We start from the raw sequence: 17,356 nt of genomic DNA, 5'->3' as shown, positions 1-17,356 counted from the left end.
CAGCCGTGCCTAGGCAGTTAGAAGGTAGGTCTCGATGAAACACTTTTCCCCCGAAAACTTCCATAACTGCCACCTCGGCCTGCTGCTGGGCCGGGCAGCCCTGCTCAAAGACAAGATCATCGACACGCACATGGAGCCCCACGGCATCACTGCCGCGCAGTTCAAGGTGTTGATCATCATGGCCCAGTACGGCGTCGACACCCCGGCCGAGTTGTGCCGCAACCTGTCGCTGGACAGCGGCTCCATGACCCGCATGCTCGACCGTCTTGAGCAAAAGGACCTGCTGGCGCGCAAGCGTTCCGAGCAGGACCGGCGCCAGGTGCAACTGGTGTTGACCGTGGAAGGCCAGCGCGTGGCCGACATGCTGCCGCACATCGGCGCCCAGGCCTTGAACCAACTGGCGGGCGCGCTGGAACCGGGTGAATTGCAAACCCTGGAAAAAATCTTGAAGAAAATTCTGATAGCTGCGGGTGACCCCATCACCATTCAGCGGGTAGGTGGTGCATGAACAATCGCTCCTTGCGTGCCGGCCTCAGCCTTGTGCTGGTGGCCATGACTATGGCCGGTTGTGCCAATTTCAGCGGCTTGAACACAGAAGGCAAACGCCTCGAAGCCAATACTCTGCAAACCGGCAAGTCCCTCAGTGGCGTGACCCTGTCGAGCGCCGCCTGGCCCACCGCTGACTGGTGGAAAAACCTGGGCGATCCGCAACTGGATGGCCTGATCCAGGAAGCCCTGCAAAACAGTCCCGACATGCAAGTAGCCAGCGCGCGCGCCCACCAGGCCGAAGCCGCTGCCTATGCCGCCGATGCGGCGCGCATGCCGACCCTGGACGCCAGCGCCGGCATCAGCCGTTCGCGCCTGGCCAAGGACCAGGACCCGCTGGGCCAGGGCGATGCCTACGCCACCGTGCGTAACATCGGGGCCAGCTTCAATTACAACTTCGACCTGTGGGGTGGCCAGCGCGCCGCCTGGGAAGCCGCGCTGGGCCAGGCCCGCGCCGCCGAAGTCGACCAACAGGCCGCGCGCCTGACCCTGGCCGCCAACGTCGCCAAGGCCTACAGCGACCTGGGCCAGGCCCATATCGTGCGTGACCTGGCCAACGATGACCTCAAGCGTACCCGGCAGATGCTCGACCTGGGCCAGCGTCGCCTGAACTCCGGGATCGACAGCCAGTACCAGTACCAGCAAACCGAAAGCCTGGAAGCCAGCTCCCAGTCGCAACTGATCGATGCCGAAAAACAACTGCAGAGCGCCAAGATCGCCCTCGCCGTGTTGCTCGGCAAAGGCCCGGACCGTGGTGGCGAACTGGTCCGCCCTAACGTGCTCAAGCCCAGCGCCGTCGCCGTGCCGTCCGTGTTGCCTGCCGAACTGGTGGGCCGTCGTCCAGACCTGATCGCCGCGCGCTGGCGTGTGGAGGCGGCGAGCAAGGATGTCGCGGCCAGCAAGACCCGTTTCTACCCCAACCTCAACCTGAGCGCGAGCGCCGGGGCCGAGTCGTTGCTGGGGGATGCAATGTTTGGTTCGGCCAGCCGTTTCTTCAGCATTGCGCCGACCATCTCGCTGCCGATCTTCGACGGCGGCCGCTTGCGCGCCGACCTCGATGCTCGCGATGCCGACTACGACCTGGCCGTGGCCCAGTACAACAAAACCCTGGTGCAAGCCTTGGGCGATATCGGCAACACCCTCGTGCAACTGCGCGAGACCGGCCGGCAGATCCAGGCCCAGCAACATGCGGCAGACATTGCGCAGCAGTCCTACGACACCGGGGTCCAGCGTTACAGCTCAGGTATCGGGAATTACCTGGACGTACTCAGCATCGAACAGCAACTACTCCAGGCCCAACGTCAGTTGGCGACCCTGAATGCCGAGCAAATCGATCTTTCGATTCAATTGATGCAGGCCCTGGGCGGCGGTTTCCACGCCGAAAACGTGGCCTCGACCACCCCAGCCACGCGCACTGAATAATTCAAGGTACTTGTCATGGCCACTGCCGAAACCAGCAACAACGCTCCTGAAACAAACAAGGCTGAACAACCCAATACCACCAGCAACCCGCGCAAACGCAAAGTCATGCTGATTGTCCTGGCGCTGATCGTCATCCTCGGCGTGGTGGGCGTGTGGGGTTGGTACGAACTGTATGGCCGCTTCAGCGAAAGCACCGACGACGCCTATGTGAACGGCAACGTGGTGGAAATCACCCCGCTGGTCACCGGCACCGTGGTGAGCATCGGCGCCGACGATGGCGACCTGGTGCATGAAGGCCAGGTGCTGATCAACTTCGACCCCAACGACGCCGCGGTCGGCCTGCAAAGTGCACAAGCCAATTTGGCCCGCACTGTGCGCCAGGTGCGTGGCTTGTACAGTAACGTCGACGGCATGAAAGCCCAGGTACTGGCGCAGAAAGCCAATGTGCAAAAGGCCCAGGACAACTTCACCCGCCGGAAAAACCTGGCGGCCGGCGGGGCAATTTCCCAAGAAGAACTGTCCCACGCCCGTGATGACCTGACCTCGGCGCAAAATGCCTTGGCCAACGTCGAGCAGCAGTTCAAGACCACCAGCGCATTGGTGGATGACACCGTGATTTCGTCCCACCCGGACGTGCAGGCTGCCGCCGCGCAGTTGCGCCAGGCTTACTTGGCCAACGCCCGTAGCACGCTGATCGCGCCGGTGACCGGCTACGTGGCCAAGCGTACCGTGCAACTGGGCCAGCGGGTTCAGCCGGGCACCGCATTGATGGCGGTGATTCCGCTGGACCAACTGTGGATCGACGCCAACTTCAAGGAAACCCAGCTGCGCAATATGCGTATCGGCCAGCCGGTGGACATTGAGTCTGACATCTACGGCAGCGACGTAAAATTCAGCGGCACCGTCGACAGCCTCGGCGCGGGTACCGGCAGTGCGTTTGCCTTGCTGCCGGCGCAGAACGCCACCGGTAACTGGATCAAGATCGTGCAACGGGTGCCGGTGCGTATCCACGTGAACGCCGATGAGTTGGCCAGGCACCCGCTGCGGGTGGGCTTGTCCACCGTGGTCAACGTCGACCTGCACGACCAGAGTGGCCCGGTATTGGCCCAGCAGGCGCCGCAAAAGGCCTCGTTCACCACCAATGTCTACGATCGCCAATTGGCCGAAGCTGACGCCATGATCACGCAGTTGATTCATGACAACAGCGTCGCCGCTCCCAAGGCTGCGCAACGCTAATGAGCAATAACGCCTCCTTCACGCCGCCCAGCTTGCTGATGGCCACCATCGGCTTGTCCCTGGCGACCTTCATGCAGGTGCTCGACACCACCATCGCCAACGTGGCGTTGCCGACGATTTCCGGCAACCTCGGCGTGAGTTCGGAGCAGGGCACCTGGGTCATCACCTCGTTTGCCGTGAGCAACGCCATCGCGCTGCCGCTGACCGGTTGGTTGAGCCGTCGTTTCGGCGAGGTGAAGCTGTTTCTGTGGGCCACCATCCTGTTTGTGCTGGCCTCGTTTCTGTGCGGTATTTCCACCTCGATGCCCGAGCTGATCGGCTTTCGGGTGCTGCAAGGCCTGGTCGCCGGCCCGTTGTACCCGATGACCCAGACGCTGCTGATTGCGGTCTATCCGCCCGCGAGGCGCGGCATGGCCCTGGCGCTGCTGGCGATGGTCACGGTGGTGGCGCCGATTGCCGGGCCGATTCTCGGTGGCTGGATTACCGACAGCTACAGCTGGCCGTGGATCTTCTTTATCAACGTACCCATCGGCATCTTTGCGGTGATGGTGGTGCGTTCCCAACTGAAGAAACGCCCGGTGGTCACCAGCTACCAGCCGATGGACTACGTCGGTCTGTTGAGCCTGATCGTCGGCGTCGGCGCGTTGCAGATCATCCTCGACAAGGGCAACGACCTGGACTGGTTCGAGTCGAACTTCATCATCATCGGCGCGGTGATCTCGGCCATCGCCCTGGCGGTGTTCGTGATCTGGGAAATGACCGACGAGCACCCGGTGGTCAACTTGCGGCTGTTCGCCTACCGCAACTTCCGGATCGGCACTATTGTATTGGTGCTTGGGTACGCGGGCTTCTTCGGGATCAACCTGATCCTGCCGCAATGGCTGCAAACCCAGATGGGCTACACCGCCACCTGGGCGGGCCTGGCGGTGGCGCCGATCGGGATTTTGCCGGTGTTGATGTCGCCGTTCGTGGGCAAATATGCGCACAAGTTCGACCTGCGGTTGCTGGCCGGGTTGGCGTTCCTGGCGATTGGCTTGAGTTGCTTCATGCGCGCCGGCTTTACCAACGAAGTGGACTTCCAGCACATCGCCCTGGTGCAGCTGTTCATGGGGATCGGCGTGGCACTGTTCTTCATGCCGACCTTGAGCATCCTGATGTCCGACCTGCCACCGGCGCAAATCGCCGACGGTGCGGGCCTGGCGACTTTCCTGCGGACGTTGGGCGGCAGCTTTGCGGCGTCGCTGACCACCTGGATCTGGATTCGCCGGGCAGACCAGCACCATGCCTACATGAGCGAAAACATGACCACCTACGACTCGGCCACCCGCGACGCGCTGAATGCGCTGGGCGGGGCAGGGCACCAGGCGTATGCGCAACTGGACCAGATCCTGACCAGCCAGGCGTACATGATGTCTACCGTGGATTACTTCACATTGCTGGGGTGGATGTTCATGGGGTTGATCGTGATTGTATGGCTGGCAAAACCACCGTTTGCGGCGAAGGCCGGGCCGGCGGCATCGGGCCACTGATCGAAAGGCCGAGCTCGATCAATGTGGGAGCTGGCTTGCCTGCGATGCAGGCACCTCGGTACAGCAGATACATCGAGGTGATGCTATCGCAGGCAAGCCAGCTCCCACATTTGATTGGTGTTGTGCCTGAGGATCAGGCGCCGGGCAAGGCCAACTGCGGGTTGATGAAGTCGAAGGCAGAAGAAAAGCGGATTGGGAAGCACCCTGCTTGTAAAGAGGAACCTTCTGACATTAATCGCTGATAGCTACTCTTTACTCTCTGGTCTCTCGTAGAACCAGAGATTCAAGGAATGACCTCCAGCGTATTACCCAGTTTTTTCTTCGACCACAGCCGCCACAAACTCACCGTTCGCGACGTGAATGCTGTGCTCGACGTTCTTGCCTTCGAGGGCACCGAAGGCCTGAGCGAACTGTTCAGCTACCGCGTGGAATTCACCTGCCTCGACGGTGACATCGCCGCTGAAACAATGCTCGGTCAAAACGCCACGTTCAGCTTGTACGGCGCACCGCAAAAACCGCCGATGCGCCGCTACATCCCGCCGGTTACCGGCCCATTGCGCACGCTGCATGGCGTGGTCACCGGCTTCAAACGCCTGTCGGGTTCTGCTGATGAAGCCCGCTACGAAATCACCCTTGAACCGCACTTTGCCCTGCTGCGTCACGGCCGACAGTTTCGCATCTACCAACACCAGACAGTCCCGCAAATTGTCGAAAGCATCCTGCGCAGCCGCCACGACTTTGAAGGCCAGGACTTCTTCTTCAACCTCGTACGCGAATACCCCAAGCGCCAACAGGTCATGCAATACGGCGAAAGCGACCTGGCCTTCATCAGCCGCCTGCTGGCCGATGTGGGCATCTGGTACCGCTTCACCCGCGACGAACGCCTGAATATCGACGTGGTGGAATTCCACGACGACCAACGTCATTACCAGTTCAATGTCGAGCTTGCCTACCGCCCGCCCTCCGGCCTCAGCAGCACCGGCCAAGACGGTGTGTGGAATTTGCAATCCAGCCATCAAGTGGTGGAGCAGCGCGTCAATATCCGCACCTACCATCACCGCGTGGCCACCGCCCACTTGAACGGCGAGATCGACCAAACCCGTGGCGCCCGCGGCACCTATGGCGAGGCTTACCACTACGCCGAACCCTACACAGAAATGGGCGACCGTTACGCCTATGACGAAGACCTGCTAAGTGAAAGTGGCTACTTTTACGCCCGGTTGCGCCACGAGCGTTACCTCAACGGCCAGACGCAACTCAGCGGCGTCAGCAGCAGCGCCACCTTGGCGCCCGGCCAGGTACTCAAAATATCCGGCGGCGCGCCACAGGCCTTTGCCGCCGGCGCGGTGATCACCCAACTGACCACCCGCGCCGCCCGCGACCGCAGTTTCGACGTCAGCTTCAAGGCCATTCCCTACTCGGAAACCGTATGTTTTCGTCCGGAGCTGAAAGACAAACCGCAAATCGCCGGCACCCTCCCGGCCCGCGTCACCAGCCCGCAGGCCAACGACCCTCACGCCGAAATCGACCTGGAAGGGCGCTACTGCGTGAACTTCCTGTTCGACCGCGACACCTGGAAACCCGGCCAGGAAAGCATGTGGCTGCGCCTGGCCCGCCCGTACGCGGGCGATACCCACGGCCTGCACCTGCCACTGATTGCCGGCACCGAAGTGGCCATCGCCTTTGAACAAGGCGACCCGGACCGGCCCTACATCGCCCATGCCTTGCACGACAGCGAACACGTGGATCACGTGACCTTGCGCAACTACAAACGCAACGTGCTGCGCACACCGTCGAACAACAAGTTGCGCATGGACGACACGCGGGGGCAGGAGCACGTCAAGCTCAGTACTGAGCACAGTGGCAAGAGCCAGTTGAATCTTGGGCATTTGGTGGATGCCAAGCGCGAAAAACGCGGGGAAGGGTTTGAGCTGCGCACTGACGGATGGGGAGCGATCCGGGGCGGGAAGGGACTGTTTATCAGTGCTGATGAGCAGACTAAGGCCTGTGGCAATGTACTGACCATGGAACCGGCTTCCAGTCAGGTTCAGGGTGCGAAACAGCAAATCGCCGACTGGCGGGAAATCGCTCAAGCGCACCATAGCCGCCAGCCCGCGATTGACGGTTTGCAGCGGCTTCAGGACAGTGCCAAAGACCTGAACGCTTCCGCCATCCTGTTCAGCGCCCCCAAGGGCATTGTCGCGGTGACACCGGCCAGCCTGCTGCTTAAAAGCAGCGAGGCGCTGTACGTGCAAAGCAACGACGAGATCAACCTGGCCGCCGCCCGGCGCCTGTCCCTCCACGCTAACCAGGCCATTTCCCTGCTGGCCCAGCAGGAAGGCATGCGCCTGGTATCCGGTAAGGGGCCGCTGGAAATCGAATCCCACGGCGACGTGTTGAAGCTGATTGCCCAGCAAGACATCACCGCGCAGTCAGTACAGGGCCATCTACAACTAACGGCCAAAAACGGCATCACCCTGGCGTGTGGCGGCGGTTACATCCGCATCACCCCGGCCGGGGCCATTGACATCCACACGCCCGGCAAAATCAATCTCAAGGGGCAGCACGTGTGGGAAACCACGGCCAGCCAGAGTTTTCCGATGCCCGAGTTACCGCAGTCGGTGTGCAAAGAGTGTCTGAAAATTGCTCAAACGCAAGCGTCGGGCGCAGTCATGCGCACCGCCGGCTGAGGGTAGAAAATGCAAGAACACTACACACACTGGATCAAGCAGATAGAAAGCCTGTGCGACTCCGCGAACGTGAAGCATGTCGATGTCTTGGTTGATCAAGCAGCCTGGGATATATCCATACTGCCGACCCTTCGTCTGATGGAACCAGGCCTGTCCTGGGTTTCCTTGTTCAGCGCAACACCAGAAGAAGCACTGCTGACGCAGGCGCCCATTCTGATGCGAATCAACCTCGCCGACTGGCGACACAGAGCCTGGCTGGAAGAGCTGGTTGGAGAGGTTGGGCATCTGCCACGCCTGATGCTGTTGATCTCACCTATGCCGTTTGATGTTCTGGCCAAGTCCCTTCAGGCCCTCTCGCAGCTTGAATGGGGAGGCCAGTCTGGATTGTTGCGCTTCTACGACCCCCGTGTAATGCCTGAGTTGTTGGCCAGTGTATTGAGCCCTGAACAGAAAGAGCAATTTCAGCGCGTAACCCTGTTCTGGAGTTGGCTGGACCGGGACCAGCAGCCTGTTTGGCAGCCTGGCACCTATCGGTCGAACCAGACCTTGGCTGAAACCTTGCCTGCGATCAACTTCGATGACGCTCAATTTGACCGGCTGGGCAGCATCAGTGATGCGCAAAGTTTGTTAGACGTCGCCAGGGCGAAGTTTCCGGACCTTTCCCATGAGCAATGTTTTGTTTGTTGCTATCGCGCAGTGCTTCAGGCGAGTCAGGAAAATTACTTCGGCGATTTGAAAGTATACGCAACGCTGCATTTGAGCAGCGTGGATATTGCCTGACTGAGTGTCGCAGGTGTTTGTGGCGTACGTGAGCGCAAATAAGGAATAACGGATGAGTTATTTAAACGGCAGTACGGTGTGCCAATGGCTGGGCGGTTGTTTGCTTGTGTTACTTGTCGGATGCTCGCTGGGAGAGTCAAAGTTTTTGGGGGGTAATTTGAATGGGGTTAATCATACGTCGGCAGCCATTAATTATTTTTCCGTGAATGGTTATGGTGGTCCCAATATATCTCCACATGGCTATGGTGGTGGGATGTGCTGCGCGATGTTGCCAAGGCAATGGCAGCCAGGCCTGAAGCTTAAAGTGGAGTGGGAAACTGATCCGAACCCTAGTGCGCGTTTACCCGCTTTAGGAACCGATGCGTACCGAGCGGCGTATGCCATACATAAAGCCAATTATCAACAGCACAGCGCCATAGTGGATCTCCCAGCTTATGAGACAGAAACGCTGTGTTCATTAAAGGTTCATTTTTTACCGTGTAATCAGATTAAGGTCGCCACCGCATGTATGGCTTATGGTCAGCCTGGATATCCAATTAAAGAGCCTTTGAAAATGAAGGAGCCAGCCGTATGTCCGAAGTGAAGAGCCACGAATCGCTTTATGTGCCGGCCTTATTTCAAAAGGCGGGGCGTCTGCCCAGTGATCCACAGACGGTTAGCGATAATTACGACCTGCAAATGGCCCGGACGGTGAAGTATCGCCAGAAGTTGAATGCCTGCGCAGTCTGCATTCCAGCATGTTTTGCGACGTTACGAGCTACGGTGCCCATAAGGTCAGACCGAATAAGGAGTAAAGGATGAGTTATTTAAATGGCAGTGCTGTGTGCCAATGGCTGGGCGGCTGTTTGCTTGTGTTACTTGCCGGATGCTCGCTGGGAGAGTCAAAGTTTTTGGGGGGTAATTTGAACGGGGTTAACCATACGTCGGCAGCCATTAATTATTTTTCCGTGAATGGTTATGGTGGTCCCAATATATCTCCACATGGCTATGGTGGTGGGATGTGCTGCGCGATGTTGCCAAGGCAATGGCAGCCTGGTTTGAAGCTTAAAGTGGAGTGGGAAACTGATCCGAATCCTTATGCGAAATCTCCGCCTTTAGGCACGGATGAGTTTCGTGCATTTATGGTCAAGCACAAAGTCAATTACCAGCAACATAGCATAATAGTAGATCTTCCGGCTTATGAGACGGAAACGCTGTGTTCATTAAAAGTTCATTTTTTACCTTGTGACCAAGTTAAGGTCGCAACTGCATGTATGGCTTTTGGCCAGCCGGGATATCCAATTAAAGAACCGTTGGAAATGAAGGAACCAGCCGTATGTCCGAAGTGAAAAATATCGAATCAGTTTGCGTGCCTGCCTTGTTTCCGAAGGCAGGACGCCTGCCTACTGATCCACATACGGTTAGCGATAATTACGACCTGCAAATGGCCCGGACGGTGAAGTATCGCCAGGAGTTGAATGCCCGCGCAGGCTGCATCCCAGCTTGTTTTGCGACGTTACGAACTACGGTGCCCATAAGGTCAGACCGAATAAGGAGTAAAGGATGAGCTATTTAAGTGGCAGTGCTGTGTGCCAATGGCTGGGAGGTTGTTTGCTTGTGTTACTTGCCGGATGCTCGCTGGGAGAGTCAAAATTTTTGGGGGGTAATTTGAATGGGGTTAATCATACGTCGGCAGCCATTAATTATTTTTCCGTGAATGGTTATGGTGGTCCCAATATATCTCCACATGGCTATGGTGGTGGGATGTGCTGTGCGATGTTGCCAAGGCAATGGCAACCAGGCTTGAAGCTTAAAGTAGAGTGGGAAACTGATCCTAATCCTTATGCGAGGCTCAAGCGTAAACCATCCGGGTACGGCCCTGATGAAGAGGCCTACGCCAAACATAAAGCGAACTACCAACAGCACATTTCCATAGTAGATCTCCCAGCTTATGAGACAGAAACGCTATGTTCATTAAAGATTCATTTTTTACCGTGTAACCAGATTAAGGTCGCCACTGCATGTATGGCTTATGGTCAGCCTGGATATCCAATTAAAGAACCTTTGAAAATGAAGGAGCCAGCCGTATGTCCGAAGTGAAGAGCAGCGAATCGGTTTATGTACCGGCCTTGTTTCCAAAGGCGGGGCGTCTGCCCAGTGATCCGCAGAAGGTAAGCGATAATTACGACCTGCAAATGGCCGAGACGCAGAAGTATCGCCAGGAGTTGAATGCCCAGCGCGGTTTGCGCGGTGCTTCCACCTGTGCACGCAGTTTGCATATCAGCTTGTTCTTTGACGGTACTAACAACAACGAACCTTACGACACCCGTAAGGCCAAACCGCCCCACCCGACCAATATCGCCCGGCTCTACCACGCCAGCCTGGAGCAGCCGGAAGGTGGCTATTTTCGTTATTACATCCCCGGTGTAGGTACTCCCTTCCCCGAAATCGGTGAGCTGGACTTCAGCACATCCGGCCTGGCCTTCGCCAATCGAGGCGAGGATAGAATCAATTGGGGGTTGCTTCAGATAGCCAATGCCTTGTCCTTTGCCCTGACCAAAGATGAGTTGTCCTTGGCGACCCTGCAAGCCAAGTTAAAAATAATGGCCACCACCTGGCCACTGACGGCATTGGGCAAAAGCAGTCGACGCCAAGCCATGGCCTCGCTGCTGGAGCCCTTGCGGGTCAAGGTCGCAACCGCGCAACCAAAATTGCTCGCGATCAAGCTGTTCGTCTATGGTTTTTCCCGTGGCGCAGCGGAGGCCCGTACCTTCATTACCTGGTTGAGCGAACTGTTCGATACCCCGGAAGGAGCCGAACACCCTGAGCAGGCACTGCTCGGGATGCCGTTGACCATTGAGTTTCTTGGCCTGCTGGACACCGTGGCTTCGGTGGGCAGCGCCCATGCCGCGCCCTTTGCTGACGGGCATATGGACTGGGCCGATGGCACGCAGCAGTTGCCCGATGTCAAGAAATTCCCCGAGTGGATCAAGGTCTGTCGGCATTTTGTTGCCGCCCACGAACAGCGCTTGTGTTTCCCACTGGACTCGATCCGTTACGCCGATGGCCTTTATCCCCCTTACGCCCGGGAGGTGATCTACCCCGGCGTGCACTCGGATGTGGGTGGCGGTTACCCACCGGGGGATCAGGGCAAGGCCCGGGGTGGCTCGGGCGAGTTGCTGTCGCAGATTGTGCTGCATGACCTGTATGCGGAGGCGTTTGCGGCCGGTGCACCGTTGACGGTCCCTGAGGAAGTGCTGCCGGATAAACTGCGGCAGATCCGGCCTGCGCGACATATGACTCTGGAAACAAAAGAAGAGTTTGATACTACTCCACTACTCATCGACCGCTTCAACGCCTGGCGCAGCACCTTGGGCCTGGCCGAAGAAAGCAACCCACCCACCCCGTCGAACACCGAAGCTTTGCGCCTCGGTCACCCCCTCGAAGATGCCATGGCCGCGCAATTGGCCTGGCTCACCGGATGGCGCATCGAGCGCCTGGCCCGTGGCAGTTACGTCAATCAACCCTTCTTCGGCGAAGCCACGCAAACCAATGCTTCGCTGGAGAAAACCCAAAAGGCTATACGTGACGCCGAGATCGCCGAGGCCAAAAGAAAACGCAAGGAGGCACGTGGTCTCGAGAACGAAGCACAGCTTCTGTTGGGGGCGGCCGGCCCGCCAGCTTACGAGCCGGTAAAGGACCAGCAGCAGATCCGCGAAGCCGCCGTGGAGTTCGAACACGACTACCAGGGTTGGCGGCGCGATCAGAGCAGCGTGCAAGGCTGGGTGCTGGATGTAGCGCTTAGGGACACGGTGTACCTGCTCAATGATGACGACGAGCAACAGGAGTATGAGCAGATCAAGGCCGAGGGTGAAGCGCGCGCCAGGGAGTTGTTTGTTGAAATCGGCAGCAACCTCAATAGATTTCGCGTCAGCGACTCGCCGCAGAAGGCTGCGGTGGTTGCGCTGTTTGATGACCAGGTGCATGACTCGCGTGCCTGGTTTTTACACGACACTACGAGTTCACGGGAGTTGTGGGGGGATTACTTCCGTTACCGCATGGTGTATTTCGAAGGCGAGACCAACAAGCGCATGACCCCGGTGGTGGTGGCTGGGCGTGTGGTGGGCATCGCGCTGGTACTGGGCGGGGTGTACAGCATCCGTCGTCATGGCTGGAAAGGCATGGCGGGCACGTTGGGCGCTGCGTCGGTGGGTTACCAGGTGATCAACGTCGTCAGCGGCAAAGTCGAGCCTTTCCTGCCGGGGGCAGAGAAAATCCTGCAACCGACCTTTGCGATCGGTGAGGTGGTGGCGCAGCAAACGCAAGCCATTATCGAGGGGGAAGAAACCCTGCGCATGCAGAACATGCTGGACTATCTGAAGCGTACTGGCGGCTTGGTCGAGCAGGCCAAGGAGCTGGTGCCATGATGCCGCTGGTACGGGTGGGTGATCCGTTGCGGCCCTTTGGTGGTGAGGTGTTGTCGGGACACTACGAGGCCTTTGGTAAACCTGTGGCCTGTGTAGACGATCGAGCCCGCTGCAACCTGCATGGCATGACGCACATTACCGAGGGCGCCTCGGGTTCTACCATGGACGGCAAGCCGGTGGCGCTGGACGGGCACCGTTGTGCCTGCGGCTGTGAGTTGGTCAGCACCCTGGCGGCTACTTTTATGAGTGTCGCGCCATGAATGGCCCGCCGGAATACCCAGGCGTTATCGAGCCGGGCGAACCGCGCTGGAGGCGCTGGTGGCTAGGCTTGACGCTGCTGGTCGGGTTGCAATCGGCAGGCTGGCTGATGCTGTTGCCCAAGGAGCAACCGCGCCTGGAGTTGTGGCTCTGGAGTGCAGTGCTGCCGCTGTGCTGGGCGCTGGTGCTGGCGGTTCGCGTGTTGGCATGGCAGATCGAGTTGTTCAACCGCAAGGTGTATCTGCGCACCCTGGAGGCCGCCCTGCAACGTTGGTGGCAACGGCGTTCCCTCGGGTTGCCGGTGCAAGATGTGGTGTTGCTGGGCCCGGCGGGTGACCGGCAAGAGGATTACCTGAATTTGATGCGCGGTGCCCAGCCACCCTTGGCGATACCCGGAGCCACCCGGGCCAGCCTGCGTTGTTCAATGTCGTTGGGTGTGATCACCGAGCGTGCCCCTGCCTTGGCCCAACGCCTGGCTCGCTTGACCCTGGCGCTCGTTGGGTCATCGGAGTGCTGGCCGCAGTTACGGGCGATTGCCTGGGTAGGGGATGAGAGCAACCGGGCGGCTTTTGCAGAGGCGCTGGCCCGGGCGGGGTTGATGTTGCCCGAGGCCCGTTTGCCATTACAGAACCTGGCCGATTTGGATGACCTGATCGATGACTATCACCGCGATTGCCCTGACGAGGGCGATTGGCTGTTGTGCGCCGGCGTGGTGTCGGTGGAGAGCGCCGACGAAGGTGAGCTGCCCGGCGAAGCCGGCTTCCTCTGGCGGGTAAGCAGACAGGGCCGGCAGTTGTTGCATCGGGGCGAGTATCTGGCGGGCGAGTCGCCTGCCGAACTCTGCGCGCAGTTGCAGCGTTACGCCGGGTTGCAAGCGCCGCCAGATACCTGCCTGGCCATGAATAAAACCAGTCAGGACGCGTTTGTGGCGGGTGGTTGGTCGGCGGTGGAACATCAACTGGTTGGGCAATGGGGTGTGCTGGCAGACCTGGCGCCCTTTATCGGAATGTCCCTGGCATTGCTGCAAGCAGGAGAGGCGGGTCAGCCCTGTGGTTGGCTGAGTCAGGATGGAAACAAACGATTGGCGATTGGAGTGGCGGTGCCTCATGGCAACAGTTAAGGAAGTGAGCAAGGGCTCTTTGGTACGCGTGGGGTTGGGTTATCTGCTGATCATGACGCTGATGGTGGTGCTCGGTGGCCTTTTGTATGGCTTGTGCAGTGCCTATCTGGGCTGGCCGCAAATTCCGATCAAGCAATTGCTGCTGTGGGGGCTGGGGGTGTGGTTCGTACTTTGTTGGTTCTGCCCGGTCATTTTGCTGGCCTGGGACCGTCTGGCGCTGCGACTGGCGCAACGGGTTGTGTGGCCGGAGACCGAAACGCCGACCTCGCGATTGAACCGGGCGCCCTCATCGACAGATGAGGCAAAGGCTGCAAAGCTGCGTGAGCATCTGCGCAAGTGCTACGGCTATTTCTGGCGCCGCAAAGTCCGCCTTTTGCTCGTCATCGGCGAGCCCGCCGAAATCCAGGCCATCTGCCCGGCCTTGGCCGAGCAGTTCTGGCTGGAAGGCCAAGGCACCGTCCTGCTGTGGGGTGGTACCGCCCAGTCCAGGCTGGATCAATCATTCGCAAACCGATGGAACGGCCTCAGCCGCTGGCGTGCATTGGACGCTGTGGTCTGGGCCCTGAACAAAACCCAGGGCGCCGATGACGCTGCCATGGGCGCCGGCGTGCGCGAGGTGCAGCGCCTCGCCAGTAGCCTGAAGTGGCAGCTGCCGTTGTACCTCTGGCAAGTCTGCGAAAGTGAGTGGCCTCAAGACTCCCGCAAGACCCGCCCAGTGGGCTGTGTATTGCCCGAACGCTTCACGCCGGCGGCACTGGAAACCGCCCTGACCGGCTTGCTCGAGCCGTTGCGCCGGGTGGGCATGGCGCAGATCAGTACGGCGATGGAGCAGGATTTCCTGCTGCGCCTGTCCCAGGAGTTGCGGGACGAGGGCATTGCCCGCTGGCGTCATACGCTGGCGCCGATGGCTGATGAGTTTGCCGGTGGTGTGCCGTTGCGGGGTGTGTGGTTCAGCCTGCCGATACAGCGCTCACCACATGATCGGCAGCATGACTGGTCGGTGGCCCCGGTGTGGCACGGTGTACTTGGCGATAACACCCGCCACCGTCGGCTGGGTTGGAGCGCACCGCGCGTCGGGTATGCGCTGGTGCTGGGTTTGGCAGTTTTGTGGGGCGCAGGAATGCTGCTGTCGTTTGTCAGCAACCGCGTACAAATCGCCCACCTTCACACTTCATTGGCAGCCTTGCAGCAGTCGCAAAGCCCCGACGAGCAACTGAGGGCATTCAACGACTTGGTACGTGAACTCGACCGCCTTAATTATCGGGATGAGCACGGCGTGCCCTGGTACCAGCGCTTCGGCCTGAACCAGAATCAAAACCTGCTCGCGGTGTTGTGGCCGCGCTACGTCGAAGCTAACAACCGCTTGATCCGCGACCCGGCGGCGGCCAACTTGCAGCGCCAGCTCAACGCGTTGATCAGCCTGCCCCCGGCCAGCGAACAACGAGTAGAGCGTGCCCAGGAGGCCTACGAGCAATTGAAGGCGTACCTGATGATGGCGCGCCCGGCAAAAGCCGACGCCGCGTTCCTGACCCAAGCCCTGGGCAACGCCGAGCCCTTGCGCGACGGTGTGTCGCCTGGGCTGTGGCAAGGCCTGTCGCCGAACCTGTGGCGGTTCTATGGTGAACATCTGGCCGCGCACCCGGCCTGGGCGATCCAGGCCGACTCAAGGCTGGTTGCCCAGGCCAGGCGGGTTCTACTCGGCCAGTTGGGCCAGCGCAACGCCGAAACCCACCTGTACCAGCAGGTCCTCGACGCAGCCGCCAATCAATACCCGGAGCTGGGCGTGCAAAACATGGTCGGCGAGACCGACGCCATGGCGCTGTTCCATACCCAGGCGAGGGTGCCTGGCGTGTTCACCCGCCAGGCTTGGGAAGGGCAGGTGCGCCAGGCCATTGACGATATCGCCGAAGCCCGTCGCGAAGAAATCGACTGGGTGCTCAGCGACAATCAGGCCGATATTGCCGCCGAGCTGACCCCGGATGTGCTCAAGGCGCGCCTCACCGAGCGCTACTTTCAGGATTACGCCAACGCCTGGCTGGACTTTCTCAATAGCGTGCGCTGGCAAAACGTCGCCAGCCTGCCCGATGTGATCGACCAACTCACGCTGATGACCGATGTGCGCCAGTCACCCCTGATCGCCCTGATGAATACCCTGGCCTATCAGGGGCAGGCCGGCACCCGCAGCCAGGCCTTGGCCGACTCGCTGATGCAGTCTGCGCAAAAGCTTGTGGCGAAGGACAAAGTGCCCATGATTGACCCACGGGCACAAGCCCCGCGCGGTCCGCTGGACGCTACCTTCGGTCCATTGTTGAGCCTCATGGGCCAAGACCCGGAGGGCAGCGAGCGGTTGAGCCTGCAAGCATTCCTGACCCGTGTCACCCGCCTGCGCCTGAAATTGCAGCAAGTTAGCAATGCCCCCGATCCGCAGGAAATGACACAGGCTTTGGCGCAGACCGTATTTCAGGGCAAGAGTGTTGTCCTGACGGACACCCAATCTTATGGCAGCCTGGTGGCCGCCAGCCTGGGAGCAGAGTGGAGCGGGGTGGGCCATACCCTGTTTGTACAGCCGCTGGACGAAGCCTGGCAACGCGTCTTGCAACCCTCGGCTGCGGGCCTTAACAGCCAGTGGCAGCGCTCAATCGTTCGTGATTGGCAGGGCGCTTTCACCGGGCGCTACCCGTTCGCTGCAACCACCAGCGATTCCTCGTTGCCGATGCTGGGGCAGATGATCCGTGCAGATTCCGGGCGCATCGAGCAGTTCCTGCGCAGCCAACTGAGCGGTGTGCTGCGCAAGGAAGGCAGCCGCTGGGTTGCCGACCCACGCCATAGCCAAGGGCTACGGATCAATCCGCAATTTCTGCTGGCGATCAATCAGCTCAGTCATCTGGCCGACGTGATCTATACCGACGGCGGCATGGGATTGAGCTTCGAACTGCAAGGCAAACCGGTGCGTGATGTGGTGCAAACCACCTTCATCCTCAACGGCGCACGTCATCAGTATTTCAACCAAAAAGAGTTCTGGCAGCGCTTCAGTTGGCCGGGCCGCGGTGATTACCCGGGCGCCAGCCTGAGCTGGACCAGTGTGCATACCGGCGAGCGCCTGTTGGGTGATTACCAGGGCACCTGGGGCCTGATCCGCTTGCTGGAAAAAGCCCGCATCACCGTGCTGGACGACGGCGACAGCCGCTACCGCATGGAGCTCAAGGCCCCCGACGGGCTGAACCTGACCTGGAACCTGCGCACCGAACTGGGCGCGGGCCCGTTGGCGTTGCTCACGCTGCGGGGCTTCACGTTGCCGTCGCAGATCTTCCTCAATGAGGGGCCAGGCTATGCGCAGATTGGGAGAAGCGAATGAGTGTGCATCGTTTC

At 59.7% G+C, this 17,356-nt stretch carries 13 protein-coding genes; all 13 read left to right on the top strand.

What is annotated here, in order from left to right; all coding sequences use genetic code 11:
* Positions 1-34: 34 nt before the first annotated feature.
* The 13 genes from RGV33_RS21960 to RGV33_RS21900 all read left to right on the top strand — a co-directional run bounded on the left by RGV33_RS21960 (position 35) and on the right by RGV33_RS21900 (position 17,342).
* Positions 35-508, top strand: a complete 474-nt coding sequence (locus tag RGV33_RS21960) for a MarR family winged helix-turn-helix transcriptional regulator (RefSeq protein WP_322146106.1) — start codon at positions 35-37, stop codon at positions 506-508.
* Positions 505-1,968, top strand: a complete 1,464-nt coding sequence (locus RGV33_RS21955) for an efflux transporter outer membrane subunit (RefSeq protein WP_322146105.1) — start codon at positions 505-507, stop codon at positions 1,966-1,968. The genes RGV33_RS21960 and RGV33_RS21955 overlap by 4 nt, the downstream gene beginning before the upstream one ends.
* Before the next feature lie 15 nt (positions 1,969-1,983).
* On the top strand, positions 1,984-3,204 hold the full coding sequence (locus RGV33_RS21950) for an efflux RND transporter periplasmic adaptor subunit (protein WP_322146104.1): 1,221 nt from the start codon (positions 1,984-1,986) through the stop codon (positions 3,202-3,204).
* Positions 3,204-4,733: a DHA2 family efflux MFS transporter permease subunit gene (locus tag RGV33_RS21945; RefSeq protein WP_322146103.1), complete on the top strand. Its 1,530-nt coding sequence runs from the start codon at positions 3,204-3,206 to the stop codon at positions 4,731-4,733. The genes RGV33_RS21950 and RGV33_RS21945 overlap by 1 nt, the downstream gene beginning before the upstream one ends.
* A 290-nt stretch (positions 4,734-5,023) precedes the next feature.
* On the top strand, positions 5,024-7,423 hold the full coding sequence (locus RGV33_RS21940) for a type VI secretion system tip protein VgrG (protein ID WP_322146102.1): 2,400 nt from the start codon (positions 5,024-5,026) through the stop codon (positions 7,421-7,423).
* Positions 7,424-7,432: 9 nt separating this feature from the next.
* Positions 7,433-8,203: a DUF4123 domain-containing protein gene (locus tag RGV33_RS21935; protein WP_322146101.1), complete on the top strand. Its 771-nt coding sequence runs from the start codon at positions 7,433-7,435 to the stop codon at positions 8,201-8,203.
* A 52-nt stretch (positions 8,204-8,255) separates the two neighbouring features.
* Positions 8,256-8,786 (top strand): DUF3304 domain-containing protein, encoded by a 531-nt coding sequence (locus RGV33_RS21930; RefSeq protein WP_322146100.1) that lies wholly within the window; start codon positions 8,256-8,258, stop codon positions 8,784-8,786.
* 214 nt (positions 8,787-9,000) lie between these two features.
* Positions 9,001-9,531 carry a DUF3304 domain-containing protein gene (locus tag RGV33_RS21925; protein ID WP_322146099.1) on the top strand — a complete coding sequence of 177 codons (531 nt, stop codon included), beginning with the start codon at positions 9,001-9,003 and terminating at the stop codon, positions 9,529-9,531.
* A 214-nt stretch (positions 9,532-9,745) separates the two neighbouring features.
* Complete coding sequence (locus RGV33_RS21920) at positions 9,746-10,282, top strand: DUF3304 domain-containing protein (protein WP_322146098.1); 537 nt, start codon at positions 9,746-9,748, stop codon at positions 10,280-10,282.
* Positions 10,270-12,609, top strand: coding sequence for a DUF2235 domain-containing protein (locus tag RGV33_RS21915; protein ID WP_322146097.1), 2,340 nt, complete (start codon positions 10,270-10,272; stop codon positions 12,607-12,609). The genes RGV33_RS21920 and RGV33_RS21915 overlap by 13 nt, the downstream gene beginning before the upstream one ends.
* The gene (locus RGV33_RS21910) at positions 12,606-12,869 is read left to right on the top strand and encodes a PAAR domain-containing protein (RefSeq protein ID WP_322146096.1); all 264 of its coding nucleotides are present in this window, start codon (positions 12,606-12,608) and stop codon (positions 12,867-12,869) included. The genes RGV33_RS21915 and RGV33_RS21910 overlap by 4 nt, the downstream gene beginning before the upstream one ends.
* 140 nt (positions 12,870-13,009) lie before the next feature.
* On the top strand, positions 13,010-13,987 hold the full coding sequence (locus RGV33_RS21905; RefSeq protein WP_322148718.1) for a hypothetical protein: 978 nt from the start codon (positions 13,010-13,012) through the stop codon (positions 13,985-13,987).
* Positions 13,974-17,342: an ImcF-related family protein gene (locus RGV33_RS21900; RefSeq protein ID WP_322146095.1), complete on the top strand. Its 3,369-nt coding sequence runs from the start codon at positions 13,974-13,976 to the stop codon at positions 17,340-17,342. The genes RGV33_RS21905 and RGV33_RS21900 overlap by 14 nt, the downstream gene beginning before the upstream one ends.
* Positions 17,343-17,356: the final 14 nt, after the last annotated feature.

Origin of the sequence: Pseudomonas sp. Bout1, from assembly GCF_034314165.1 — a bacterium.
GTDB lineage: Bacteria > Pseudomonadota > Gammaproteobacteria > Pseudomonadales > Pseudomonadaceae > Aquipseudomonas.
Note: the sequence above shows the minus strand (reverse complement) of the source record. Positions and strands in the feature narration are given on the sequence as shown.